The 25,335-nt window shown below is 41.8% G+C and carries 19 protein-coding genes; 6 read left to right on the plus strand and 13 right to left on the minus strand.

Annotated elements, in window-relative coordinates; genetic code table 11:
• Positions 1 to 351: 351 nt before the first annotated feature.
• From metH to O9290_RS27910, 5 genes are all read right to left on the minus strand, one after another.
• Positions 352 to 3,915, minus strand: coding sequence for a methionine synthase (gene metH, locus O9290_RS27890; protein ID WP_288058066.1), 3,564 nt, complete (start codon positions 3,913 to 3,915; stop codon positions 352 to 354).
• Positions 3,916 to 4,053: 138 nt separating this feature from the next.
• Positions 4,054 to 5,220, minus strand: coding sequence for a SpoIID/LytB domain-containing protein (locus tag O9290_RS27895; RefSeq protein WP_288058063.1), 1,167 nt, complete (start codon positions 5,218 to 5,220; stop codon positions 4,054 to 4,056).
• A 346-nt stretch (positions 5,221 to 5,566) separates the two neighbouring features.
• Complete coding sequence (locus tag O9290_RS27900; RefSeq protein ID WP_288058060.1) at positions 5,567 to 6,187, minus strand: type I restriction endonuclease; 621 nt, start codon at positions 6,185 to 6,187, stop codon at positions 5,567 to 5,569.
• A 236-nt stretch (positions 6,188 to 6,423) separates the two neighbouring features.
• Positions 6,424 to 6,786, minus strand: a complete 363-nt coding sequence (locus tag O9290_RS27905; RefSeq protein WP_002798845.1) for a DUF5615 family PIN-like protein — start codon at positions 6,784 to 6,786, stop codon at positions 6,424 to 6,426.
• Positions 6,764 to 7,114, minus strand: a complete 351-nt coding sequence (locus O9290_RS27910) for a DUF433 domain-containing protein (protein WP_002798844.1) — start codon at positions 7,112 to 7,114, stop codon at positions 6,764 to 6,766. The genes O9290_RS27905 and O9290_RS27910 overlap by 23 nt, the downstream gene beginning before the upstream one ends.
• 321 nt (positions 7,115 to 7,435) lie before the next feature.
• Here O9290_RS27910 and O9290_RS27915 point away from each other — a divergent pair, with 321 nt between their 5' ends.
• The 3 genes from O9290_RS27915 to O9290_RS27925 all read left to right on the plus strand — a co-directional run bounded on the left by O9290_RS27915 (position 7,436) and on the right by O9290_RS27925 (position 8,763).
• Positions 7,436 to 7,744, plus strand: a complete 309-nt coding sequence (locus O9290_RS27915) for a hypothetical protein (RefSeq protein WP_149987752.1) — start codon at positions 7,436 to 7,438, stop codon at positions 7,742 to 7,744.
• Positions 7,745 to 7,849: 105 nt separating this feature from the next.
• Positions 7,850 to 8,293 carry a toll/interleukin-1 receptor domain-containing protein gene (locus O9290_RS27920; protein ID WP_002735722.1) on the plus strand — a complete coding sequence of 148 codons (444 nt, stop codon included), beginning with the start codon at positions 7,850 to 7,852 and terminating at the stop codon, positions 8,291 to 8,293.
• Between the two features lie 56 nt (positions 8,294 to 8,349).
• The gene (locus tag O9290_RS27925) at positions 8,350 to 8,763 is read left to right on the plus strand and encodes a toll/interleukin-1 receptor domain-containing protein (protein WP_002745372.1); all 414 of its coding nucleotides are present in this window, start codon (positions 8,350 to 8,352) and stop codon (positions 8,761 to 8,763) included.
• A gap of 235 nt (positions 8,764 to 8,998) precedes the next feature.
• Here the strand turns inward: O9290_RS27925 and O9290_RS27930 are convergent, their stop codons facing one another.
• Together O9290_RS27930 and O9290_RS27935 are read right to left on the minus strand one after the other, a co-directional pair.
• On the minus strand, positions 8,999 to 9,496 hold the full coding sequence (locus tag O9290_RS27930; RefSeq protein ID WP_002798842.1) for a DUF29 domain-containing protein: 498 nt from the start codon (positions 9,494 to 9,496) through the stop codon (positions 8,999 to 9,001).
• Between the two features lie 214 nt (positions 9,497 to 9,710).
• Positions 9,711 to 13,016, minus strand: a complete 3,306-nt coding sequence (locus O9290_RS27935) for a CHAT domain-containing tetratricopeptide repeat protein (protein ID WP_288058055.1) — start codon at positions 13,014 to 13,016, stop codon at positions 9,711 to 9,713.
• An 83-nt stretch (positions 13,017 to 13,099) separates the two neighbouring features.
• Between O9290_RS27935 and O9290_RS27940 the strand changes: the two genes are divergently transcribed.
• Entirely contained in the window at positions 13,100 to 14,209 is a 1,110-nt protein-coding gene (locus O9290_RS27940) for an S-(hydroxymethyl)glutathione dehydrogenase/class III alcohol dehydrogenase (protein WP_288058052.1), read from the plus strand.
• 151 nt (positions 14,210 to 14,360) lie between these two features.
• Here O9290_RS27940 and O9290_RS27945 read toward each other — a convergent pair whose 3' ends face one another.
• The gene (locus tag O9290_RS27945; RefSeq protein ID WP_288058049.1) at positions 14,361 to 14,789 is read right to left on the minus strand and encodes an IS630 family transposase; all 429 of its coding nucleotides are present in this window, start codon (positions 14,787 to 14,789) and stop codon (positions 14,361 to 14,363) included.
• A gap of 296 nt (positions 14,790 to 15,085) precedes the next feature.
• Positions 15,086 to 15,295, minus strand: coding sequence for a helix-turn-helix domain-containing protein (locus O9290_RS27950; protein WP_288058046.1), 210 nt, complete (start codon positions 15,293 to 15,295; stop codon positions 15,086 to 15,088).
• An 893-nt stretch (positions 15,296 to 16,188) separates the two neighbouring features.
• Between O9290_RS27950 and O9290_RS27955 the strand changes: the two genes are divergently transcribed.
• Positions 16,189 to 18,381 (plus strand): galactose oxidase early set domain-containing protein, encoded by a 2,193-nt coding sequence (locus O9290_RS27955; RefSeq protein ID WP_288058043.1) that lies wholly within the window; start codon positions 16,189 to 16,191, stop codon positions 18,379 to 18,381.
• A 150-nt stretch (positions 18,382 to 18,531) separates the two neighbouring features.
• A complete protein-coding gene (locus O9290_RS27960; protein WP_288058040.1) occupies positions 18,532 to 20,355 on the plus strand; it encodes a Dyp-type peroxidase in 1,824 nt (607 codons plus the stop codon).
• A gap of 439 nt (positions 20,356 to 20,794) precedes the next feature.
• Here the strand turns inward: O9290_RS27960 and O9290_RS27965 are convergent, their stop codons facing one another.
• The 4 genes from O9290_RS27965 to O9290_RS27980 are packed head-to-tail and all read right to left on the minus strand — an operon-like array spanning position 20,795 to position 24,881.
• Positions 20,795 to 21,970: a hybrid sensor histidine kinase/response regulator gene (locus tag O9290_RS27965; RefSeq protein ID WP_288056274.1), complete on the minus strand. Its 1,176-nt coding sequence runs from the start codon at positions 21,968 to 21,970 to the stop codon at positions 20,795 to 20,797.
• A 32-nt stretch (positions 21,971 to 22,002) separates the two neighbouring features.
• Complete coding sequence (locus O9290_RS27970) at positions 22,003 to 22,179, minus strand: hypothetical protein (RefSeq protein WP_288087765.1); 177 nt, start codon at positions 22,177 to 22,179, stop codon at positions 22,003 to 22,005.
• 10 nt (positions 22,180 to 22,189) lie between these two features.
• Entirely contained in the window at positions 22,190 to 22,636 is a 447-nt protein-coding gene (locus O9290_RS27975; RefSeq protein ID WP_002758488.1) for a response regulator, read from the minus strand.
• Positions 22,575 to 24,881 (minus strand): sensor histidine kinase, encoded by a 2,307-nt coding sequence (locus O9290_RS27980; RefSeq protein ID WP_288057178.1) that lies wholly within the window; start codon positions 24,879 to 24,881, stop codon positions 22,575 to 22,577. The genes O9290_RS27975 and O9290_RS27980 overlap by 62 nt, the downstream gene beginning before the upstream one ends.
• Positions 24,882 to 25,335 lie beyond the last annotated feature (454 nt).

A 25,335-nucleotide genomic window follows, 5' to 3' on the forward strand; every position in this document is an offset into this window, starting at 1 on the left:
GGTGTGGGGAGGTGGGGAAGTGGAAATTATGAATTATGAATTATGAATTATGAATGGGGGTGTGGGGTGTGGGGTGTGGGGTGTAGGGAGTGGGGAGCGGGAATTATAAATTATGAATTATGAAGTGGGGAGTGGGGAGAAGGGAGCAGGGAAAACAAATAAAAATAGTCTCCTGACTCCTATCTCCTATCTCCTATCTCCTATCTCCTGTCTCCTGTCTCCTGTCTCCTGAATCCTGTCTCCTGAATCCTGACTCCTGACGACCGACTCCCGACTCCTGACGACCGACTCCTGACGACCGACTCCTGACGACCGACTCCTAACCCCACCAACAAACTTTTTCAGCAAACCCTAGGTACTAAAGTATTTAGCGGTGGGGTGATAGGTGATAATGGCGGTGGTGGATTGTTCTGGGTACAATTGTTCGCTTTCGTCCATAGACATCCCAATGCGATCGCATCCTAACAGAGCTAGTTGCTTGTATTGATCCTGAATATTGGGACAAGCGGGATAGCCGAAACTATAGCGAGAACCCTGGTAACGCTGTTGCAGTATATCGCGGATATTATCGGGATCGAACTCTGCGAAACCTAACTCGCGACGGATGCGGGTGTGGGTCCATTCGGCCATGGCTTCGGCGGTTTGGACAGCCATGCCGTGATAATAGAGGTATTCGGTGTATTGGTTGGCATCAAAGAGAGATTTAGCGTATTCCGTGGCGATTTCCCCCACTGTCACCGCTTGCATCGGGAAAACGTCGATCATACCGGATTCCTGCGGGGCGAAAAAGTCAGCAATACAGAGACGACGACCGGATTTCTGGCGCGGAAACTCAAAAATGGCGATCGGTTGCAGATTTTCGGGTTTTTCGCCCGCTTGTATCGATTCGGGATCGTAAATTAACAGGGAATTACCGGACGACTGACAGGGAAAATAACCATAAATTAATGTGGGGTTTAGTAAATTTTCCTTGACAATTTTCTCTTTCCATGCTGCTAGAATTGGATGAACTTTTTCCTGTAAAAACTGGTCGTATTCTTGCTTCGATTGGCTTTTTGGTTTGCGGAATTGCCATTGACCGACAAATAAAGCTTGTAGGTCTAAATACCAGAAAACCTCCTCGATCGGAATTTCTGCTGCTGTTAATATTTTAGTACCCCAGAAGGGCGGTGTTGGTCGGGGAATATCAACTGCCACCGCTTCGGACCGACGGGTATCAATAACTAATTCTTGGTTGACGCTGCCATCGGTAAAAATAGTATCGGGATTAACCTCTAATTCTTCGGCAACAACCGGGCTTTTTTCTGTCTCGGCACACTCCGCTAAAAAGCCTTTACTATCATCCCATTGACCCCCAGCTTTAGCGGGCATTAATTTATCCATAAAATGCAGGTCAGAGAAGGCATCTTTACCATAGATAACCTGTCCCTTGTAGGTTTTTTGACAGTCATCATGGACAAATTTGGGAGTTAAAGCTGCCCCGCCAAGGATAACAGGAACGGTGATTCCTTTTTCGTTAAAAACCTCCAGATTTTCCTTCATAAAAGCCGTTGATTTCACCAATAAACCGCTCATAGCGATACAATCGGCTTTATGTTCTTGGTAGGCTTCGATGATATTTTCTACGGGTTGTTTAATGCCCAAATTAATCACCCTATAGCCGTTATTGGTCAAGATAATATCAACTAAGTTTTTACCAATATCGTGAACATCCCCTTTAACCGTTGCGATAATAAAAGTCCCTTTGGCATTATTATCCCCCTCTTTTTTCTCCATAAAGGGTTCTAAAAAGGCAACGGCAGCTTTCATAGTTTGGGCAGATTGGAGAACAAAAGGTAACTGCATTTGTCCCGAACCAAATAACTCACCCACTACCTTCATCCCATCCAGGAGGAAAATATTAATAATATCTAGGGGTGGATAGTCCTGTAAAGCTTGCTTTAAAGCGTCTTCCAGTCCCAATCTTTCCCCATCAATAATATGCTGTTTTAAGCGTTCCTCCACGGGTAAATTAGCATTACTAGAGGGGTCTTTTTTAGTAGTTTTCCCCGCAAATAATTCGGTTAATTTGGTCAGGGGATCATAAACACATATATCGCCATCAAAACGACGATTATCATAGATTAAATCCCGACAAATTTGCTGATATTCTGGTTCAATTTTTGCCAGAGGAAGAATCTTATTGGCGCTGACGATTGCCCCATCCATCCCCACCTGCATCGCTTCGTTGAGGAAGACGGAATTTAATACCTGACGCGCTGCCGGATTCAACCCAAAAGAGATATTAGACACACCTAAAAGAATATGACATTCGGGCAGTTCTTGGCGAATTCGGCCCATTGCTTCGATAGTAGCCTTGCCATTTTCTCGGTCTTCTTCGATACCAGTAGAAATCGGTAAAGCTAGAGGATCAAAAAAGATTTCGTAGGGAGGAATTCCGTATTCTATCGCCGCATAATAGGCCCGTTTAGCTATCTGGAATTTTTTCTCGGCAGTGCGTCCCATTCCTTCTTCATCAATGGTTCCAATTACTACCCCCGCGCCGTATTTTTTCGCTAAATCCAAGACTTGATAAAAACGCGATTCCCCGTCTTCGTAGTTAGTAGAGTTGAGGATACATTTACCCCCCGCTACTTTTAACCCCGCTTCCATTTTTTCCCATTCGGTGGAATCTAACATTAAAGGTAGGGTGACATTATTAACTAAACGAGAGGCTAATTGGTGCATATCGCGCACCCCATCCCGGCCCACATAATCGACGTTGACATCGAGAATATGCGCTCCTTCTTTTACCTGAGCTTTCGCCATCGATACTAAACTATCCCAGTCTTCAACATTGAGAAGTTCCCGACATTTTTTAGAACCACTGGCGTTTAATTTTTCCCCGACAATCAGGAAAGAATTATCTTGAATATAGGGTTGGGTACTATAAATAGAAGCGGCGGAGGGTTCATAATGATAATGACGAGATTTCGGAGTTAACCCCTGACTTAGTTCCGCTAAAGCTTGGATATGGTCGGGACGAGTACCACAACAACCGCCGATAATTTGTACTCCCAAATCTTCGATAAAGTGCATTAAAGCCATTTTTAATTCTACGGGAGTGAGGCGATAATGCGCTTGACCGCCGACATTTTCCGGTAAACCAGCGTTAGGAATACAAGAAACAATAAAAGGGGAATTTTCCGAGAGATATTTAATATGGGGTTTCATTAAATCGGGACCGGTGGCGCAGTTAAGTCCCAAAATATCGATTTTATAGGGTTGTAAAATAGAGACAACGGCGTTAATTTCCGTTCCTACTAACATCGTTCCCATGGTTTCCATCGTCACCGAAACCATGAGGGGCAATCGTTGACCTTTTTTCTGAAATACTTCTTCAATAGCATTTAAAGCCGCTTTAATTTGCAGGACATCCTGACAGGTTTCTACTAATAATAAATCTGCCCCGCCATCGTAGAGACCCTCTACCTGTTCCACGTAGGCATTTTTGAGGGTATCAAAGTCAATATGACCCAAAGTGGGCAGTTTTGTCCCCGGCCCCATGGAACCGGCCACAAAACGGGGTTTTTCGGGGGTAGAGTATTTATTAGCGCAAGCCTTGGCCAGTTCGGCGGCGGTTTTGTTGAGATAATAGGCTTGATCGGCTAAATCGTACTCGGCTAAAACTATCGAGGTTCCCCCAAAGGTGTCGGTTTCAATCACATCCGCACCCACTGCTAAAAAGGCTTCGTGGACTTTCGCTACGGCGCTAGGTTTAGTATGGACAAGATACTCGTTACAACCTTCGTATTCTGCCCCACCAAAGTCCTCGGCCGTCAGATTTTGGCTTTGTAGGGAAGTTCCCATCGCTCCATCAAAGACGAGGACGGGATGCTTGGGGCCGTTGAGGTAGTCAAGAAAGGGGCTATTCATAGAGAGATTTACTGCTATAGCATTTTGAAAGTTTATTGTAATACAGTTACTAGAAATCTGCTATGGTCGGCATTTCAGTTATCAGTGATCAGTTATCAGTGATCAGATTTGAGTTTTCAGTCGAGAAAGCCTATCAATCTAATTTTGTAGAACTAGACGGGCTAAACCAACTCCGGGATAATAATTACCGAGAATTTGTTGATAATCTAGGCCTTTTTCCGCTAATTTATAAGCTCCAGTTTGACTCATACCGCGACCACCGTGGGCCCAAGCGACAATTTCATCGGTGGCGGCATAAAGAGACTCGACTACACCCCCTTTATAGCTGAGAATCTGCCCAGCAGTGGCATTAACCGCCTGGTGAGTCGATTGATACTCCGAGCGAATGCCTTTATATACCTGCCAGCGCTGGGTATTGCCCAGATGAAACCAAGCATTAGCGGGGCGGATCATGTGTACTAGGGCGTAGGAACGGGCGGCGATCGCTTGTGCCTTTAAAGCGTGCATTGGCGCAGTGGAGTGCATTTCACTACCCACTACACTATAGAGATAGGCCTCTAAATTAACATGATTAACCACTAACAAGCGATCGCCTTGAGCAACAAGCAGCACTTTGCCCCGATACCAACTATCATCCACATAAACTAAACCATCGGCACTGGTGGGCTGCACAAAAATCACCTCTGGCAGCGATAAATCGCCCATTTTTAAGCCATTGGCACCTGGAATGACTGGTAAACCCTCGTTAGTGGCAATCGTTTTTAAACCACGACCTTGGCGATCGGTGATCACCGCCGGCCCGTTAACTCCAATCAAAACACTGGCCACATCCCTTTTAATCGCCACGCGAATTTCTAGGACCGGCGGCGTATAATTAGCGGGAACCGCTAAAGGTTGTCTAGTCACTGGTTTGGCAGCAGCAGCGGGGGAAGTATTGGGGGAAGTATTAGGGGAAGTTTGAACCGATGGCGCTAATTTTTTCGGCGCTGAGAGGGAAGACTGAGGAGAGGGTGCTGATTTTGGAATCGCAGAAGATTGGGGAGAGGGGGATAGTTTCGGCGATGGTGCGGTTAAGGGTGCGATCGGAGATGGGATAATAGGGGAAGGAAAGGCAGCAGTCTCTAGATTTGCCTGCGCTTGCGGGGTTTCTGGTTTTTCCTTGGCTAAATAAGTTAAGAGAATTGGCGTAAAAGTTGCGATCGACAACAAAGGAACGGCACAATGACGCAGCAGGGAAAAATAGGTACTAGCAGCAAATTTCACTTTAATCACACCATCTTTAATTTTCTTATCTAACTTTATCATTCCCCTCTCAGGCCGGGCAATTCTAGAGAAAAAATCTCGTATTCTTGAGCTTGTTAGGACAAATAAGGCTGAAATAGTCAAGAAAAGCCGAAAAAATCCTGATAATTTTTTTTATTTATGCCCACTGATTTGTTCCTTGCAGAGCAAATTATACAACAGAGGGAAATAGGAGAGTAATGATTCTGTAGGTACTGATTAAGTAGGTAGGCGTTAAAAATCATCAGATACCCCCCTTATCAAGGGGGGATTAAGGGGGGATCGGCACCCCCCTTATCAAGGGGGGCGGGGGGGATCGAACCTAAAATCCATTTTTAATTTAATTGTAACCAGCTACTTATCTCCATACTCAAATTAGTTGACAGAGATGTTTCAGGATTTTGAGAACTTCATATAAATCCCCCGGATTTCTCATGGCAAATAAACGAGAGGTTCCGTATAAAGGTTTACCGTCCCATAATAATTTAACAAATAAAAACTCGGAACCATTGGTCAACATTCCATAATTAGGACGGTTGGGATGAGGATTGACCATTAAATAAGCTAATAATTGCGGTAAACCTGCTTCAACGGAATAAATCACCCGTTTTGATTCAATAATCATTACCCATAATTGCTCTTTTAGAATTAAAGTATCTAACCTTCCTTTAATTATTAAATCTTGATCTTCTGTAATAATTTCAACGGACTCTTCTGCTTTAATCTGAAAGGGAAATAGATAAAAGTTACCAATAAATAATAATGGGTCTAAAACCGTCATCCTCACCGAAGTTTCCAAAAAGGGAGGATAATTTAATAAGTTAAAATAACCTGTTTTGATTTTATCTAACAATTCTTTTTCTTGTTCAGAGATTGCTTCTAGGTCTTGCTGCCATTCCCCAAAAAAATGCTTATCTTCTATAAACTGTAGTTGAAAATGATTAATTAAATTTCTAAGAGTGACTTCTTTTGCTTGTAAAAATTGAACCATATTTACCACCTTAATTAAGACTTACGTTAACTGAATTGATAGCCGCAAACACGCACCCTGCGCCCAAACAATCCCTACTCCCAAAACCCATCCTAACCCTCCAGCAAACCCCGCACCTCCTCAATCCCAATCCTCAAAATATCAGTCACAGCAACGAAAATATCCTCATCAAACCGGGTTCGTAGCGATCGTGAATTGGGATTCTTAGTTATTTTAATAAGATTATTTCAATTTGATCAGGTTAACGGTAAATGAATAATTTGGTTTTCATATTCATTGTCAAAAGAGCCTTTAGCAATTACAATTAATTCTAACAAATTATCACCAACACTTAAATCTTGATTGAGAATAAAAATTCCAGGAACATGACGATTTTGCCTGAAGTGAGCTATTAAATGAACGGGCATAGAGGCACGATTATTTGTCACTAAAATAAAACCCATTACCTCACACCAAATCAAAATTTCTGGATCTAATGTACCTAATTTTGGTGTATCTGGTTCACCAACTACTCGAACAATGATTTCTGGTTCTCGGCGACGCAATTGTTGAGGATACACCGAATTAACATTTTCATCAATTAAATATTTCAGTGTCATTAGCTTGCTGTTTGGCTGTTATTTCAGCTTTCAATTTTCTCAGTCGTTCAACCGAAGGCGGAGGATTTTTTTGCTGTTCTTCTCGCATTTTTCTTCCCCATTCTAGCCAGTCGGTGATGTATTGACTCACTTTTTCTTTTTCATGAAGATAATAAAGAATCGTCGCATATACCTGTTCTAGGGTTAAAGACGGATAAGTATTGGCAATTTCTTCGGGAGTTCTCGCTTGGTAAATAAAATCGTATAAAATGGTTTCAATACCGATGCGGGTTTCTTTTAGTCGGATATCGTTAGGGGCAAGAAAATTAAAATAGTCTTCGAGTTGCATGAGTTATCCTAATTGAAGATTCAAACTTAACTTTATTTTTTAAGTAAAATTGTTATCTTAATTATACTTGATCGTTGCCAAATAGTGCGATCACCTTGGGTTCTTAATTATTGACCTCTCCCCTGGACCCTATCCTACAAGGAAAGGGGAGAGAATTTAGCGAAGAGAGCTTCGACTACAAACTGGGTTTGTTGTCAAGGCTCTCGCCCGAACAAGTTTAACCTGTTTTCTTTAGATAGTGAGGAGCTAAATGGACATAACCCTATTGCCCAAATTGGGTAACTTATCTAGAATAAGTATATGAAGAGAGGAGGAGACGTGATGGAGTATCAGAATTTTTCGCTCATTAAAGAAGATATTCAGGCTGATGCTTGCGGACGGATTAGCCTTGGGACTGAATGTAGCAACCGTCACTATCGAATACTGATGAATGCAAGCGAGGAGCTTCTTTTGGTTCCCATGGTGGCGATTCTGGGGGGAGAACTATGGGCTTTTCAGAATCCTAGGGTCCGCGAGTCGCTCAAACGGGGACTCGCAGAAGCCCGCACAGGAAATTTCGCTGAAGAAACAGTCGATTTAGGCGCTATGCTTAAGTTAGCTGAATCTATTCCTGATGAAGTCGAGGAGTAAATGAGTTTCTCTAGCGACTAAAAACGCTATACTCTTAGTAAATTGTCAGCAGATTATGAATAAATCAGTTGAATTAATTTAAATATCGAGGAAGCTAGAAAGAATATGAAAGTTTTTATTAGTCATGCCTTTACTGAGGCTAAGTTAGCTAAGAGAGTTGCTGATTCTCTCAAAGAAGATGGCTTTCAAGTTTGGGATGCTGCTGAAATGTTACCCGGGGAAAACTGGGCTAATAACATAGGTAAAGCCTTACAAGAATCTGAAGCAATGATAGTCTTATTAACACCAGAATCACTGAAGCCTTTTAATGTTGTTTCTGATATTAGTTATGCAATTGGAGAAGAAAAGTATCAAGGTCGTATCATTCCTGTTATTGTCTCTTCCTCAGATAATTCAAACCTAGAACATATTCCTTGGATTCTCAAAAAATTTCCAATGATTTTCGTCCCTAATCTTGAACAAGACAATCAAGAATTGAAAGAAATTACACAGGCACTTAAAAATACGACAAGCTCCGACGGACTGACTCATGAGATACACCACTTTTAGATTTGGCTTGTCTCATCCCAAGCTATGCTTTGTCTAATTTTAACTATAGGTATGAGATGATTCCCCAAGAAGCTTTTCTTTCCCATTCTAGCAAAAATCGAGAGTTTGTCTCTCATTTGGCCAATGAATTACGCCGTCATGGAGTTCCCGTTTGGTATAGTGAAACTAATATTTTAGGCGCACAGCAATGGCATGATGAAATTGGGAAAGCTTTGAGGCGATGTGATTGGTTTATTATCGTTCTCTCTCCTGATGCGGTCGATTCTATGTGGGTAAAGCGAGAACTAATTTTTACTTTACAGGATCAGCGTTTTGAAGATAAAATTTTGCCAATTCTCTATCAACCTTGTGAATATACAAAACTTTCTTGGGTCTTACCTAGCTTCCAAATTATTAATTTTAATGATAATTTTGAAGAAGGATGCCGAGATTTGCTTCGTGTCTTTGGCTTGGGTTATATCTATATTTAGTAGTAGTTTGTAGCGTAACAAACCAATTTTATGAAGATGGTGCGTTAGGGTTCAATGATAATTTAATCATTAAAACAATATCACCTGTTTTCATGGTTGATAAGTAGTCGTGCAAAATTAATTTCCTAGTGAAGATAGGCAAGAGGCAAGAGGTGGTTAGATATGTGTAATTAATTTTGCTTAGGTACTTATTCTGGTTTCATGGTTTTATTATTGATAATGTTTACTTTCGTTTTTATCCGTAAAAGTCCTCATTTAGAATCTGTTCAGGTGTGAAAGGACAAGCGAGGGGATACTCACTTTCTTGGGGAATACGAATACCAAATTGAGCGCGTTTACCCTGTTTGATGGCGACTTTACGAGCGCTGGAATAGGCTTGTGTGATGGAGATTAAGAGATAAGATTTAAGAGAGGGAGTCTTAAGTAAATCATCTTGAACGCGCTGGCGATGCTCATCTACTGAATTATACCAACTTGCTTTCATTGTCTCAGGAGCATCATGCTGTATCTTTAATTTGAGTAAGTGAATCAACAAGACCATTAAGTTGCTCTCTAAGGCGCGTTTCTCTGACTTACCCAAATCTTTTAACTCCTCAATTAAGTTTTCTATATCCAGTTGTTCAAACTGTCGATTCTGTAATTGATGAATAGTTTGCTCAATCCACAACTGAAGATCTTGTTCGTAAAGTGTTGTGGGATTTTCTTGAATGTCCGATTGTTTTAATAAGTTCATTTGGCTTTCATTAAGTTAACGGTAGATGAATAATTTGGTCTTTATATTTATTATTATACTTGATCTTTACCAGATAGTGTGATCGCATTGGGTTCTTAATTATTGACCTCTCCCCTGGCCTTTCTCCTACAAGGAAAGGGGAGAGAATTTAGCGAAGGGAGCGCAACAACAAACTAGGTTCGTTATTCCCCCCTTATTTCCCAGGGAAGAGGGGTTAGACCAAACCCCGCACCTCCTCAACCCCAATCCCCAAAACAGAAGCAATACCGACAACAATCTCCTCATCTTGCGTTTGCCGATAAAGAGCAACAAGACAAGGCAAAGAATAGGTTTGTACGCTGTAACCATCGTTAAATTCTGCCCAAATTTGTAAGGCTTGCAGGTAATAACTTTTGGCTTGGCTCAATTCGCCAACTTCTTCCGCTACCATTCCCAAACAGTGCAGGGTGCTGGCTTGGGAGAAGCGATCCCCATATTCAATGCAGATCTCAATAGCTTGCTGGTAGTAGAGCCGCGCCTGCTCCCATTCCCTCAATTCTTGCGCTACCATTCCCAACTGGTGCAGGGTGCTGGCTTGCTCGTAGCGGGCGCTTTGCGTGCCTCCGGCAGCGCCATATTCAATCTTGATCTCAAGAGCTTGCTGGTAGTAGCTTCGGGCTTGCTCCCATTCCCTCAATTCTTGCGCTACCATTCCCAAATTGTGATAGGCATTTCCCAATGAATAGGCTTTTCGTTGCTCGTCCACCCCTTGGAGATTTTGAGTTAATTCAATGACTTTTAGATAAGTCTGTTTCGCTTGTTCATAGTTTTTTGTATCTTTATAGGCGATATAGGCGATGGCGAGATTGCCCAAAGCACCAACAATGTTACTACCGATTATCCCAGTTTTAATCTGCTCAGGATAACTTTGACAAGCTTGACAAACACTCTCGCATAGTTTCAGTCTGCTACTAACATCATTGGTAACAGAAAAATAGTTATTTAAGCAAAAGAAGATCCCAATATTTTCCTGCTTTTTCAAACAAATCTGCAACGCATTAAACAGATTTTCATACTCCCAGCGACAGAACAATATCCCTAACTGCTTCTCTTGCGGATTTTTGGAATCTAGTAAGTTATTATAAGAACCTGCCAAGTCTCGGTAATGATTCTTAAAACCCTCCCAAATTGCTGCTTGTGTCTCTGGTGCTAATTCCTTTAACTTCGTCTTCAGGAAGTAGGGAAAAATGGGTTGAATCGTCAGAAAATCTGGCAATTCTTCACTCATCGGCGAAAGCAAACCCCAATGAATCGCTTCTTCAATCGCTGCATCAAATTGGTCAAACTGATAGCCTTGTAAAGGTTCTAATTGCTGTAGTTGTTGGCTATAATTAGGAATATCAGATCGATCAATAAACCCACTAAAAGGCGCTAAACAGAGTAACAACTTCTGCGCCTCCTCCGACAAATTACTGTGGGAATATTCCACACATTTGATGATATTATTAGTCTTATCCTTATCCCCCACATCAGCTAATTCCGCCAACTGTAACCCTTGCCAAATCTCCTCCGGTGACTGTCGCTTCAGATTCGCTAATACCACTTCCATCGCCAACGGATACCCCGCCAACAACTTCATCAAGCGCTCAAAATAATCATCCTTTTTAATCGCATTTTTCCGACTCTTCGCCTGACGTTCTAAGATTCTCTCCGCTAATTCAGTTCTCGACTCTTGGTCTAATCCTTGTAAGTGATAGATATTCTCCTTAAAAGTCCTGCGTTGCAGCCAAGTTTCCTCACTGCGAGAACCCAAAATCACCTTCGTTTTTCCCCCGACCAAATTCGTGAGAAATTCGGCGATTGCTTCCCTTTCATTCTCCGGTAAAGTATTCTGAATTGCTAACGGTTGTCCCGTCACCGACTCCAGATTATCTAAAATCAGAATATACGCCTCACTGCGGAGTTTTTGCTCTAGTTTCTTTACCCGCGCTTTCAGGTTCATCCCTTGGAAACTCGCCTGTTCAAAACGATTATAAATTCCCTGACCAATTTCATGGACAATCTGTTCTAACGTCCAAGCTTTTCTATCATAACCAAAATAGAAAATATGGGTCGCCCAGTTGGTTTTTTGCCACCATTCTCGTAGATAATTGAGTAAGGTAGTTTTTCCTGTCCCTCCCATTCCTTTGAGTAAAAGGATATTATGTTTCAGCAGCGCCTTTTCCATTTTGAGAATTTCTAAATCCCTTCCCACAAAGCCGTATTCTGGTAAAGGAAAGACATATTGATTGCCGATATGTTCCCAGTATTTTTCCTCCTCTTCTGGAGTAAATGGACGCAAATTGAGATTAATTTTACCGCGACAATAAATCACCGGTAATAACCAATCTTCTAAATCTATTATCGTATTATAATAGGCGCGGCGTTGCTTATTATTGAATAACTCTAACCGTCCCTTTCGCATCGCTTCCGTTAGGTCTTTTCCGTTCAATAATTGCTGATAAATTGGTTTCATCATCAACTTAGCTGCAGAAACCGTCACCGAATATCCCATCGCCACCACAGCTTGCATTCCCGCAGTCATCAAACGACTTCCTAAACTGGTTTCCCGATAGTCTTCTGATTCCTGGGAAATTTGCTTTGCTGACTGACAAGCATTGAGAATACAAATAGGGATATTTTTCCCAGTGAGTAAATTCGCTAATTCCGTCGCTTCTACCGGAGTCGCTTGACCTTTTTCTTCTCCTTCCAGAAACAGAAAAGCTTTTACTCCCTCATATTCTGCTAAATCCTCCAGTCCCCATCCCCTTTGATAGCGCCAAGAATCCCCGTGAACCTGTCTTTGGTACTGTTCATATTCCATTAATCCGCCATGAACATCGAAATGAATAACATGATAGTATCCTTCTCCCTTCTCATCCAGATGTCTGGTTAGTGATTCATAAGTTCCGGGACGCAAAATATCAATTTTTACCGGTATTTCACTACTATTTACCAGTTCTACCAAAGGACGGGAAATCGTGCGATAGTTGACATCAGATTCCTCATTAGGACGCGCAATCACCACCAGAAGATTGATAGTAGGATAAGTGGCCATTTGCACCGGGACAACTGTAGCCCCTCGACGCTGGCGGGAGATGATACAATCTATAGAAAAGGGACGCGGTAAATCAGGATCTTTCAGCGCTTCCCAATGTAAAGCTTGAAATTCTGGCGACTGACTTTCGATGATAATTTGCAGTTGACTTAACTGCTTTCGCAAGTCTCGATATTCCCCATAAGCATTTAAATTACTCTGGAAAACCTGTTTAAATAAATTTTCGCCATAGTTTTGGACGCTGTTGGCGGCTTTTTGCGCTTTATCCGTGTCTAGCGTCGGAAATACTAACCATTCCTCAAAGTACCATTCTAGTTGTTTTTCTTCTTGGTTAGTAAAGGGGTCAGTAACCGTAATTGGGTAGCTGTTACCGCTATCAAAATTGAGAGTAGCAGTAAAGCCACCATCGTTAATTCCTTCTTCGCGGATGGTGAGGACTAACATAGAGATAAGTTTAGAATTGTTCTATTACAACTCTTCAGCAGTTTAACGGTATTATACTGGAAAAAACCTATTGCTTTGAGCCTATGGATGTTCGAGCGGCAGTTGCCCTAGAAGCAGGAAAACCCCTAACTATTGAAACGGTAAAATTAGCCGCACCGCAAGCGGGGGAAGTGTTAGTAGAAATCAAAGCCACGGGAGTTTGTCACACCGATGCCTATACTCTCTCTGGGGCCGATCCTGAAGGCTTATTTCCCTCAATTTTAGGCCATGAGGGGGCCGGAATCGTGGTAGAAGTGGGAAAAGGTGTCACTAGCCTAAAAGTGGGGGATCATGTTATTCCCCTATACATTCCCGAATGTCGTCAGTGCGAATACTGTCTCAGCTTTAAAACCAATCTCTGTCAAGCAATTCGTCTTACCCAAGGTCGGGGAGTAATGCCAGATGGAACCAGTCGTTTTTCCCTCGATGGTCAGCCTCTTTATCACTACATGGGAACCTCGACTTTTGCTAACTATACCGTGCTGCCGGAGATTTCTCTAGCCAAGATTCGCCAGGATGCTCCCTTTGAAAAAGTCTGTTATATCGGCTGCGGAGTCACTACAGGTATCGGTGCGGTGATTAATACCGCTAAAGTGGAACCGGGGGCAAAAGTGGTGGTTTTTGGTCTGGGAGGTATCGGTTTAAACGTTATTCAAGGGGCCCGTTTGGTGGGAGCCGATATGATTGTCGGGGTCGATATCAATCCCCAGAAACAAGCTTTAGCGGCAAAATTCGGGATGACTCATTTTGTTAATCCCCAAGAAATTGAGGGGGATTTAGTGGCCTATCTGGTGGATTTAACTAAGGGTGGGGCCGATTATAGTTTTGAGTGTATCGGCAATGTCCAGATTATGCGTCAAGCTTTGGAATGTTGCCATAAAGGTTGGGGTGTTGCCACTATTATCGGTGTAGCCGGGGCCGGCCAGGAAATTAGTACCCGTCCTTTTCAATTAGTCACTGGACGGGTCTGGAAAGGTACGGCTTTTGGTGGAGCGAGAGGTCGTACTGATGTACCAAAAATAGTCGATTGGTACATGGACGGCAAGATTAACATTGATGATTTAATCACCCATGTTCTACCTCTGGCAAGAATTAACGAGGCTTTTGACCTGATGCGCCAAGGGGATTCTATTCGCAGTGTGATTACATTTTGAGCAGGGATAATGTTACCGAAAATGTCGGATGAATGCCCCCGCTACATTTTTCGACAAGATACTCACCTTTGCGGGGGATGAAATCCGACCAGAATATCAACGTCTCGACTTCGCTGGACGTTGACCCCATAGCACAATTTATACCAATTCTCTAAATGCCAACTACAGATAGAGCATCCAGGATATAACCTCGTTCAACAATTGAAACAATTACCTCTTTGTTCATTTCTTCGAGTCGTTGACCAATTAACAAACGTAATTCCTCTAAGTCTCTAGGTAGTTTCCATCTCAATCCTTTTTTTAGATATTGCCAAATCTGTTCAATTGGATTAGATTCTGGGCAATGTGGTGGCTGAAACATGAGAATAATGTTATCAGGTATTTTCAGTTTTTTTGACTTATGAAACCTGCCATTATCTAACTGTATTATCAAAATAATATCGGCAAAATATTCAGAAACTAATTCTAAAAATATTTGAAAACATTGACTGTTTAAATGAGTGAATTCGTAAAAAAAATGCTCTCCTGTCTTCGGCTCTACCACCCCATAGATATAGGTTGCTTGAAATTGACCCTGCACTTTCCCGTAAGGTTTTACCCCTTTTGCTGTTATTTTTCACCCGCTGATTGTTTTCAGTCCCAGACGAGTTTCATCTTCACATAAAAAGCGAATTTTTCCTGTATTACTCATCATTTTTATCGCCACCCAACTCAGCATTGCCAAATTTTCTAGGAGTTTTTTTTTAAAATCTTCTAACCTTTCTTCTGATTGTTCTAGGCTTTTTGGTCTAGCTATTTTTGGAGACGCTTTTAGCCGATAATATACTAATTTGTGACGGTTTTGTCCTTGGCTTCTCTCCCTAATTTTTCCTCTAACTATTTACAAATCTCGACCTGACTATCAAATCCTTCCTCTTCTTTTAATCTTTTTTCTAAGGCTTTTTCTGCCCACTGAGGAACTTTTCTTGGTCTTCCTGTACTGACTTTTTTAGACAATAATTTTTCTAGTCCTCCTTGACGATATTTTCCTAACCAATCTTGTACAGTGACTCTGTTTCTTCCTAGCATTTCCGCGGCTTCTGTCACCGTTTTTGCCTTTTTTGTCTTTAATCAGTACAATACTTGTATTCTTTCTTTTCCTGAACCAGTTTTTTCTTTTCTAAGCAGTTCCTTGAGTTCTGCTTCACTTTCAGATATTTCTATCTTATAAACTCCTGCCATATTTTTCCTTTAACTCTACTAATATGATATTCTACACTATCTGTCGTCCGATCTTGGAGAATTGGTATAAGTCAATAAACTAGATTTAATTTCATTGATTGATGTTAAAGGAAGCTGAGGTTTTAGTTGAGCTTTATTTTCGGTGGGGAGAAGGGAGGCAAAACCTTTAACCATGAGCTATTTCCTGATTAATTTTCATCAACAACAGTGAGACTAAGGCTAATGATAAATTATACAGAGGTAGCAGCGGCTAAGTCTGGGTACTGGCGGTGCAGGAGGGTGCTACAGCGAGTTCTCTACCCTATTTAGAAATCTTTGTCAAGTACAATTTATACCAAATTAGATGAACTTACCCTGCCTTGCCCATGCCTCATTCTGATGAAAACTGCTATAAATCCGTTGAGTATAGGCTACTGATGAATACAGGCACTCATGCACTCATGCACTCATGCAAAAGGGGGAATGGATAATCAGTCTTTAATAACCAGATTTAGGATCAATAGTAGTTTCTAGAATGAAGGTTTTTCGTCAAAACATCTTGGGGAATGTAAAAATATATGAAGGTATATAAAAATGTCTGGAATGTTGGAATACAATCAGGGCGAACCTCGGCTGTTAGGTCGCCTTATTCTGGAACAGTGAAAAAGGCTTGAAAAAGTTTAAGGTGAAGGAGCAGCCGGGGAATCCGATGGAGGTCGAGGTGACAATCAACCCCGATGCTTCATTGAAGAAATAATCAGGAAAGGCAAAAATTACCCATGATTTCCTCAGAAACATCAAAAAAAACACTATTAGCCCTGTTCCTAACCTTCGTAATTGCCTTCATGGCCACGTTTTGTCTGGGAGCAAACTCAGAAGTTTTAGCTGCACCCATAGCCGATCCTAGCGTTTGTCCTGCCACTCGAACCCTGAGTCCGTTCGAGAAAGATCTGCGTACCGCCCTTGGGGATAATTTGAATCCCAATGTTCTGAACTTTTCATCAGTTCCAGGACAATTATTGGCTTATGAAGGCTGTCCCGAAGAAATGGGGGCATGGTTATTATTACCCATGCCTAAAGAATCTGATCGGATGCAAGCAGTTCATGCTACTCTACTCCCTGACGGAAAAGTTCTAATCGTCAACGGGAGTAGTAACCGTAACCGATTTGAGAAGCTACCTGATCGCAACCCTGCTGATGGAGTCGATCCCTATAAAGGGGAAATAATCTTTGAAAATGCCGTTTATATTCTTAAAGATGGGGTGGATACTCGCAACAGCCAAGTTGTTGATAACACGAGTCTTTTTGACCCAGAATTGGCCAATCCTCTGAACGGAAAATTTGGCAAAGAATCGCCTTTTTCCCGCATTTCTTCTCCTATAGCGGAATGGGAGGGAGAACCTAACGATATCTTCTGTTCTGGTCATTTACAACTCCCTAATGGGGATGTTTTGTTTATTGGGGGTAGTCGCGTCTATTACCCCGGATCACAATTTCAGGGGTCTAAACAAGCGAATATTTTTCATTCGGAAACGAAAACTTGGGCAAATCCCCATTTACTGAGCGATGGTCACTGGTATCCTACTCTTGTACCCTTAGCAGATGGAGCGATTGCGGCTTTTTCTGGTTTAGGAGCCAAAGATTTTGATCGAGTCAGTCCCATTTTAGAGATTTACGATCCTAACGCCAAGGGAACTCCTAACGAGTGGCAGCATATTGATATGTCCCAACTGCCTAATAGTCCCTTCAAGACAAAGATGAATTCCCAAACTTCAACGCGGGATTTAATCGATCTCTATCCGCGCATTTTCCCCACAAAAGATGGTCGTTTTTTGATCACAGGAGATGGGGGAGGGAAAACGCCTCTAACGGTTCATAAAAGTACCAATAGTTACTTTGTTAAGTTTAACAAAGATGATAAGGGCATCTATTCCATGACCTTTGAACACGGACCACAACGCCAAGCCACTTCTAAGGTTTATGGAACCGCTTCTCTCGATCCCAGTTCCGATAAAGGAGATGTCCTACTTTATGGAGGTATTATTGGCACCAATGATATCAGTTTTGGACCGGGTAAATATGCTATTCGTGGGGCGAGTATTCCCTCCAGTGTTGAGCGTTGGAGTGCGCCTGAACCAGGTACGGAAGGAGGAGGGGAATGGAAGATTGATGAGGACTTTTTAGCCCGCATTGATGAGGATATCCTGCAAAATAGTTCTAGTAACTATCAAAATCCCCAATATGAGTATGTCAAACAATCCTCTAATTTGGGTCGCTTTGGCAAACGGGCTATGGAACTAGCGGTGATTCTTCCCACAAAACAAGTATTAGTGGTTAATGGTGGTAACTACGCCGAACATTTTCCCGCTCATCATCCTATTTTATTGACTCCCAATGCTGCCAAAGAACCAATAAAATTTAACACCAAGTTGATGAACCCGGATATTCAACCCAGACTCTATCACAATACCGCTTTGCTGCTCCCTGATGCCAGCATTTTAGTGATGGGAGGGAATAATTCTCGGGCTGGTCGTTTTGTCGATAGTGGCAAGGTAGAATTAGATATCTTTGATGATTTCTTTGTCACTCCTAAAGGATTTACCTCTAATACTGCCGAGATTTATCAACACAGTATTTATTATCCTCCTTACCTGTTTGGTTCAAGTAAGCGTCCGGTTATTGACAGCGATATTAAAGAGATTAGTTACGGACAATCTCCCACTATTTCTGTCAGTAATGCTTCAGGTCCTAATACTAAAGATTCAATGGTACTGATCAAGGCGGGTTCTGTCACCCACTCCTTTGATAATGGACAGAGATTAGTGACTTTAGAGAAAACCTATACTGAGGATGGCAAAATTAGCTTTAAAGTCCCTGAAGATAAGCATTTCTCTCCTCCTGGTCACTATATGTTGTTTTATGTTAATCAAGAGGGTAAACCATCTGAGGGCAAGATCGTAAAATTGAGTTAAGCAGATGGGCATAGATGCCAAGCTCATCTTAAAACCTTGTCATGGCCAAGGGGAGGACACTGTAAATTTTCTGCCAATAACACCCCTTGGCCTTGACCACCAAAAAATTGGCCAAGCAAACAAAGTTAACCTAACAAACTGGATGTAATCATGATTGATCTCAACAAAATCGTCGAAATTGATCCCCTAAACGATGAAGAATACCGAACCCTTGTGCAAGACTTACAAGGTAATATCATCAAAGGCAATGGACGGGAAAACGCTGTGCATCTATTCCTAAAATTCAAGGATGGGAAACAGGATCAGGTTAAGAAATGGTTAGGGGAATTTACCCGTAAGTATGTTACTTCAGCTTGGGCTCAAGCTTATGAGGCTGAAAAATATCGTGAAAAGCGCATTAAAGGAAGTGTATTTACTAATGTCTTTTTAACGGTTTTTGGTTATGAGTATTTGGGGTTAATTGGGGATGAATTGCCCTTCTCAGAAGACTTTTTTCTTGGGGGAATGAAAGATCCCAACAGTCAGATCGGATTTGCTGATCCTACGGTTGATAAATGGGACCCAGGTTTACAAAAAGACTGCCACTGTTTGCTCTTAATGGCTGATGATAATTTTCAACCCTTGCTGCACATTGTCAGAAGAGTGAAAAATAGTTTAATAGAAATCGCCGAAATTGTCCATCAAGACAATGGCTTTGTTCTGCGTAATGAAGACGGCAAAGTGATCGAGCATTTTGGTTTCCGAGATGGGGTGAGTGAACCTTTATTTGTTAAACGAGACATTGATAAAGAACGGGAGTCTAGTGATTTTTCTCAATGGGATCCTCGAGCCCCTTTAAGCCTTGCACTACTTAAAGATCCTTTTGGTAAAACCCCCGATAGTTATGGTAGCTATTTAGTCTATCGTAAACTAGAGCAAAATGTCCCCGGTTGGAACGACGATGTGGTCAACAAATTAGCTCCGGCCTTGAACTTAACAAATGATCCAGAGTTGGCCGGTGCTTATACCATGGGACGTTTTCAAGATGGAACTCCCCTAATTCTGAGTGATTCCCCCACGGACGATGATAGCAATAACTTTAATTATCTTAACGACAAAACTGGGTCTAAATGTCCCTTTCATTCCCATATTCGCAAGACTAACCCACGGGGAGATACAGGACATTTAATTGCGACGGAAGTTCCTCTAGAAGAAGAAAAAATGCACCGTATTGTACGTCGGGCTGTTAGTTACGGAGAACAAGACCGTCACGAAGCCAAAGAAACCGGTTCGGGTTTGTTATTCTTATGTTTCCAAAGCAATATTACCAATCAGTTTGCCTTTATGCAAAAGCGTTGGGCTAATACAGGAGGGTTTATTGAACAAGGTACTGGAACAGATCCCGTTATTGGTCAAGGGGGGCCGTTTACAGAAGGCTATAGTTGGCCGAAAACCTGGGGAAGTACAGAACGAATTCGGGCTGATTTTTCCCACTGGGTCACCTTGAAAGGGGGTGAGTTTTTCTTTACCCCTAGTCTGAGTTTTCTAGAATCCTTAAATGAAGATTCTGTCCCTCAAAAACGTTTGAAGGTCAAGCACAGTGGCAAAAACCTCAATCTTGCTGATCCTAGTGCAGGCCTCGAAACGAATGCTATTCAATCTACTTCCAGTCCCGATGATAGTCAGGTTTGGCTATTAGAAGAAGCTCAAAAAGGTTATTGTTTTATTCGCAATAAGCAAAGTGGCTTAGTTTTAACGGTGGGAGCTGTCACAGGAGATGTGCAGAATGTTTACGCCACTATTAAACATGGTGGAGATACCCAACTTTGGGAGATGATAGACAATGGCCAGGGTTACTATCACATTGTTTCTAAAACCAACCATAAAGTTTTAGATGTGACTGCTTCTAGTCAAGATGAGGGTGCTAATGTCATCGTCTTTTCCCAGAAAACCAGTGATCAAGATAACCAACTTTGGCAGTTAGAGAACGTCTAATATACAGCGTTTTGTGAATTAGTGCGGTGCACAGTAGCGCCGCACTTTCAGTTATCAGTGAAAAGCTTACATTAGGTTAAGAAATACTTGACAAAAGACTCTTAACTATATGTCTGCGCCAGTTTCCTTTCCCGAAATCTTGATCGCCACTATCACGGAACCAATTAGGGTTTGCTGAATAAATCTAAAAACCTTGTTGGATAAGACTTTTGGACTTTTTTGAAATCCAAAAGTGCCTGGCATGGGAGTGATCAGGGGGAAATTCAGGTACTTTTTCCCTGAAAATTAGGTAATTGACCCCCTCAAAATCGGTAAAACCCCACACCCCACACCCTACACCTTACACCCTGCTTCTAGGAAAAACTTTTTCAGCAGACCCTAGGTAGATAGGGAGCGAGGGCAGCAGAAAAAAAATTCTGGTTCCACCCTATTGTTCATCTCAATTTAGGTGTTCAATGTCGGTAATAATCGGTAAAATCACCGTGATCTTTGTGCCTTTTCCTTCCTCACTTTCCAGGTAAATTTGTCCTTTGTGCGCTTCCACACAGCGTCCGACAATGGCTAATCCTAATCCCGTTCCTTGAATATTATCGACATTGCTACCGCGATAAAAAGGTTTAAATAAATGTTCTTGATCTTTGCTGGGAATACCAATTCCTCGATCGATAATTTTAAAGACTACCTGCTCGGATTCGACAATAATCTTAAATTCTACGGGGTTGCCTTGGGGTGAATATTTGAGAGCATTTCCCAGTAAATTTGTCAAGATATGTTTAATTAAATTTATATCCCAAAGTCCTCTTTCTAAGCTGCCCTCAATTTGGAAAATAATTGCTAATTGCGGCTCCGGCTTAACCGTAAAAGATTCTACCAATTTCTGACAATAATCCAGCAAATCCACCGGATCAAATTGACAGTATAATCTCCCGGAATCGGCCCGGCCAATTAATAACACTTCTGTGAGCAATTGATCCATGTCTTTAATGGCCGATCGAATCATGCGAAAATAGCTAACTTGCTGATCTTTTGTCAACCGATCGCGACTTTCTTCTAATAATCCAGCCGAGAGTAAAATTTTATTTAAAGGATTGCGAAAATCGTGGGATAACATGGAAACAAATTCAGTTTTTAACTGATTTAATTCCTGAGCTTTTTCCAGTTGATTAGTGCGTTCAATCACGCTCATTTTTAAAGCTTCGTTCGATTCTCGTAAAGCTTCCTCCATCTGTTTTCGCTCGATCGCATAACATAGCGATCGAGTTAAAATTTCTAAACTTACTTCTCTTTTAATTAAATAATCCTGCGCTCCCTGACGCAGTGCTTGCAAGGCCAAATTATCATCATTAGTATTAGTTAAAACCACGATCGGCAATTTCGGAGCCGTAATCAAAAGGGGAGCTAAGGATTCCAAACCCTGACTATCTGGTAAAGTTAGATCTAATAAAATTACATCAAAATTTGTTTGTTGTAACAAAGAAATAGCCTCGGATAATCTTGAGACATTAACCAGATGAAATTCTTTTTTTTCATTACCCTTAAGAATTTCCTTTAATAATCGAGCTTCGGCTAAATTATCCTCGATTAAAAGAACTTTTATATCCTGCGAGAGTCCCATTTTTTAATCAAGAGTTAAAGAGATTTGGGAGGTTAGGAAGTGGGGTGTGGGGTGTGGGGTGTGGGGTGTGGGGTGTGGGGTGTGGGGTGTGGGGTGTAGGGTGTAGGGCGTGGGGAGAATAAAGCTGCCTCCTGCCTCCTGCCTCCTGCCTGCTGACGACCGACTCCTGATAACTGATAACTGATAACTGATAACTGATCACTGATCACTGATAATGATTCACTCCCCGGGTAAAGTAGCGGTTTCTAACCAAAAAGCCTCGATATTTTTGACAATTTTGAACAAATCGTTGAGATTGCGCGACTTGGTTATATAACAATTAACGTGCAGTTCATAGCTATAAAAAATATCCTCCTCGTTGCGAGAAGTGGTTAAAACCACCACAGGAATTCTTTTTAAACTGGGATCGTTTTTGATTTCCGCTAACACCTCCCGTCCGTCTTTTCTGGGTAAATTCAGATCGAGAAGAATCAGATTAGGACGGGGAGAATCGAGATACTCCCCTTCTCGACGCAGATAATCCATGGCGTTGACACCATCCCTAACGATAACTAATTCGTGCGGGACGGTGCTAGTTTTTAATGCCTCTTGGATGAGGCGAATATCAGCTTTGCTGTCCTCCACTAATAAGATAATTTTGTGTGGCACGTCCTCGCCAGCGCTCACGCTCGTTACCTCCTAGGGGAATTGTAAAACAGAAAACCGCTCCTTTGCCTAATTGGGATTCTACCCAAATTCGTCCGCGATGACACTCGATAATTTTCTTGCAAATCGCCAAACCCATACCTGTGCCGGGGTACTCGTCGCGGGTGTGTAGTCGTTGGAAAATCACGAAAATGCGTTCGGAAAATCGGGGATCGATACCAATTCCATTATCGGTGACAGAGAACAGCCATTCCTCCTCTTGACGTTGGGCAGCAATATGAATAGTGGGAGTTGCTTTTCCCCGGAATTTAATGGCATTACCGATGAGATTTTGGAACAATTGCATTAACTGGGTTTTATCTGCCATGACAATTGGCAAAGGATCAACGGTGATTATAGCTTGACTTTCCTGAATTCTCCCTTTCAGGTTAGCGAGAGCTTTTTCCAGTGCCAGATTAGCATCGATGGTATTAAACTCTACCGCCTGCATATCCACTTTCGAGTAAGCCAGCACATCATCTATTAATGTTTGCATCAAACTGACACCTTCGACGGCAAAAGTAATAAATTCTTTAGCATCTTCGTCCAGTTCTTCGGTGTAGCGCATTTCTAGCAACTGCACATAGTTGGCGACTTGATTGAGGGGTTCCTGTAAATCGTGGGAGGCGACGTAGGCGAATTTTTTTAATTCGGCGTTTGATAGTTCCAAATCCCGCGCTAAACGGGCCAATTCATCGGCTTGTTTTAAGATGATATTGACGATCGCTTTTCGTAATTCTAGTGCGGCGTTAATTTCTACTGCTTTCCAGGGGAAAGATTTGAGGCGAACGGTTTCTTTCCAGAGGGAGAAAGATTTACGCGGACAGAGACGAATATCACCATCTATGGCAGTCGTTTCCATCGCTTTACCCGGATCACCACCCCAGTTCACGGTTTGAATTACTTCCGGACGAAACCAGAGGAGATAATTACGTTTAGAAATGGGAATTGCTAGTAAACCACTGGCAATGTCTTTAAACTTACCCGCATCGGCATAAATTCGCGGTAAGGAATTGGTATAGTAAACATCTTCATGGACGTTTTTTTCTAGCCAAGTAATCAGATAATTTAGTTCTTCTTCGCTCGGTGTTACTCCAATTAAGGTATAATTGCCGCCTAAACAAATAGCAGCTCCCGTGGCTTTAGTTAGATCGAGCAGATTCGGTTTATGGGCAATTAATCCATCAATAAAGTTATTAGCTTCCGCCATATAATCGATTAATTGCGATTGCACAAAGGTTAATTTTACTCGATAGTCATAATCCTCGGTTTCTTCCCGTGCCGATATTTCCGAGAAAATTACTCTTCCTAAGAACTCACAAGCTTTACGGAGTTCGTAGGGTACATATTTAGGGGTGCGGTGATGACAGGCAATAATGCCCCAGAGACGTTTATTTTCAATCAGAGAAATGGTTAGAGATGCTCCCACTCCCATATTATGCAGGTATTCTAAATGACAGGGAGAAGCACTTCTAAGACTGGACAGGGTTAAATTTAAGGGTTGTTGGGTTTCGGGATGAAGACTAGGCACTAGATCGACGGGTTCAGAGGTAGCATCGGGAATCTGTCGAATCCAATTAGCACTTAATAAATTTCGTGCCGGGAGAGGGATATCGGAAGCGGGATAACGTAAACCGAGATAGGGTTCTAGTTGCTCTATTTTGTCTTCTGCTATCACATCACCGTTATCTTCTTCGTCGAATTTGTATAACATAACTCGATCGAATCCTGTCATTTTTCGCACTTCTTTAACGATGATATTACAGAAATCTTTCAGGCTACGGGTGGCTTCAAGTTTATCGATCGAAGTTTTGGCTAGGTGATAGAATCTCAGGAAAGGAATGTTTTCATAGGAGATAGCTGGTTCTAACTCTAAAATCAGCATTTGTTCGGCGTTGCGGTGAAAAATAGCATCAAAGACAGCAAAATCATCCCCTTTAACCCGCGCCCAAATTTTGGAGGGATTGATAGCATCAAAATCGTTATTTTCTATGGCTGATTTTAGAGGATCGATCTGAAAGGGATCGAAGATTTCCTCTAGGGTTTTACCGATAATTTCCCCCGGAGAAATACCCAATAAACTGCGGCTATTACTGCTAGTTTGACTGACTTTTAGCTCCGGTTCGCTGAGAACTAAAAGCACCCCGTGCGGTTGAATTCGGTTATAGAGATGGATCGGTTCCCGTTCGATCGAAGTTGGGTTAATTGTCTCGGTTAGAACTTCCATGTGTATTGCCCCCAGAGGATTTTTGCCAAGTGGAAAACTCTTTGTTTATTAAAACTATTTCTTCTCACTTTCAGGGAGCGATCAAGAATAAATTTACTTCTCTTAATCCCAGGCCATCAAAAGTAATAAAACTTTAATTAATCAGTTATCTATCGATCGAGCAGTTCTGTTCAGTTCCCTTTATTATAATCAGTTTTTCTCTGAGAATCTATGGTAATTTGTTAAGAATTAAGATTTAATGTTACAAGGGACAGATAATTCTTAATAAAAATATACAGTAGGGTGTGTTAGCGAAGCGTAACACACCAAAATCGGCTCTTCGGTTTGTGTTATGCAATGGACGGGGGTTATAAGGGATGGAACCCTTATATAGAAAGGCATTTAGCGATTTTTGTCAATTATTTCTTATCTAGAGCGAACTAATCAATTAAGTCTCTTGCCAGATAAGGATTTA

Origin of the sequence: Microcystis sp. LE19-41.2A, from assembly GCF_027530405.1 — a bacterium.
GTDB lineage: Bacteria > Cyanobacteriota > Cyanobacteriia > Cyanobacteriales > Microcystaceae > Microcystis > Microcystis aeruginosa.

Excerpts from the sequence above, each read along its gene's own strand:
- O9290_RS27905 (WP_002798845.1), bottom strand. The coding sequence starts at position 6,786 with ATGACACTGAAATATTTAATTGATGAAAATGTTAATTCGGTGTATCCT.
- O9290_RS27920 (WP_002735722.1), top strand. The coding sequence starts at position 7,850 with ATGAAAGTTTTTATTAGTCATGCCTTTACTGAGGCTAAGTTAGCTAAG.
- O9290_RS27915 (WP_149987752.1), top strand. The coding sequence starts at position 7,436 with ATGGAGTATCAGAATTTTTCGCTCATTAAAGAAGATATTCAGGCTGAT.
- O9290_RS27980 (WP_288057178.1), bottom strand. The coding sequence starts at position 24,881 with ATGGAAGTTCTAACCGAGACAATTAACCCAACTTCGATCGAACGGGAA.
- metH (WP_288058066.1), bottom strand. The coding sequence starts at position 3,915 with ATGAATAGCCCCTTTCTTGACTACCTCAACGGCCCCAAGCATCCCGTC.
- O9290_RS27965 (WP_288056274.1), bottom strand. The coding sequence starts at position 21,970 with ATGGGACTCTCGCAGGATATAAAAGTTCTTTTAATCGAGGATAATTTA.
- O9290_RS27895 (WP_288058063.1), bottom strand. The coding sequence starts at position 5,220 with ATGATAAAGTTAGATAAGAAAATTAAAGATGGTGTGATTAAAGTGAAA.
- O9290_RS27910 (WP_002798844.1), bottom strand. The coding sequence starts at position 7,114 with ATGCAACTCGAAGACTATTTTAATTTTCTTGCCCCTAACGATATCCGA.
- O9290_RS27930 (WP_002798842.1), bottom strand. The coding sequence starts at position 9,496 with ATGAACTTATTAAAACAATCGGACATTCAAGAAAATCCCACAACACTT.
- O9290_RS27955 (WP_288058043.1), top strand. The coding sequence starts at position 16,189 with ATGATTTCCTCAGAAACATCAAAAAAAACACTATTAGCCCTGTTCCTA.
- O9290_RS27960 (WP_288058040.1), top strand. The coding sequence starts at position 18,532 with ATGATTGATCTCAACAAAATCGTCGAAATTGATCCCCTAAACGATGAA.
- O9290_RS27925 (WP_002745372.1), top strand. The coding sequence starts at position 8,350 with ATGATTCCCCAAGAAGCTTTTCTTTCCCATTCTAGCAAAAATCGAGAG.
- O9290_RS27940 (WP_288058052.1), top strand. The coding sequence starts at position 13,100 with ATGGATGTTCGAGCGGCAGTTGCCCTAGAAGCAGGAAAACCCCTAACT.
- O9290_RS27935 (WP_288058055.1), bottom strand. The coding sequence starts at position 13,016 with ATGTTAGTCCTCACCATCCGCGAAGAAGGAATTAACGATGGTGGCTTT.
- O9290_RS27900 (WP_288058060.1), bottom strand. The coding sequence starts at position 6,187 with ATGGTTCAATTTTTACAAGCAAAAGAAGTCACTCTTAGAAATTTAATT.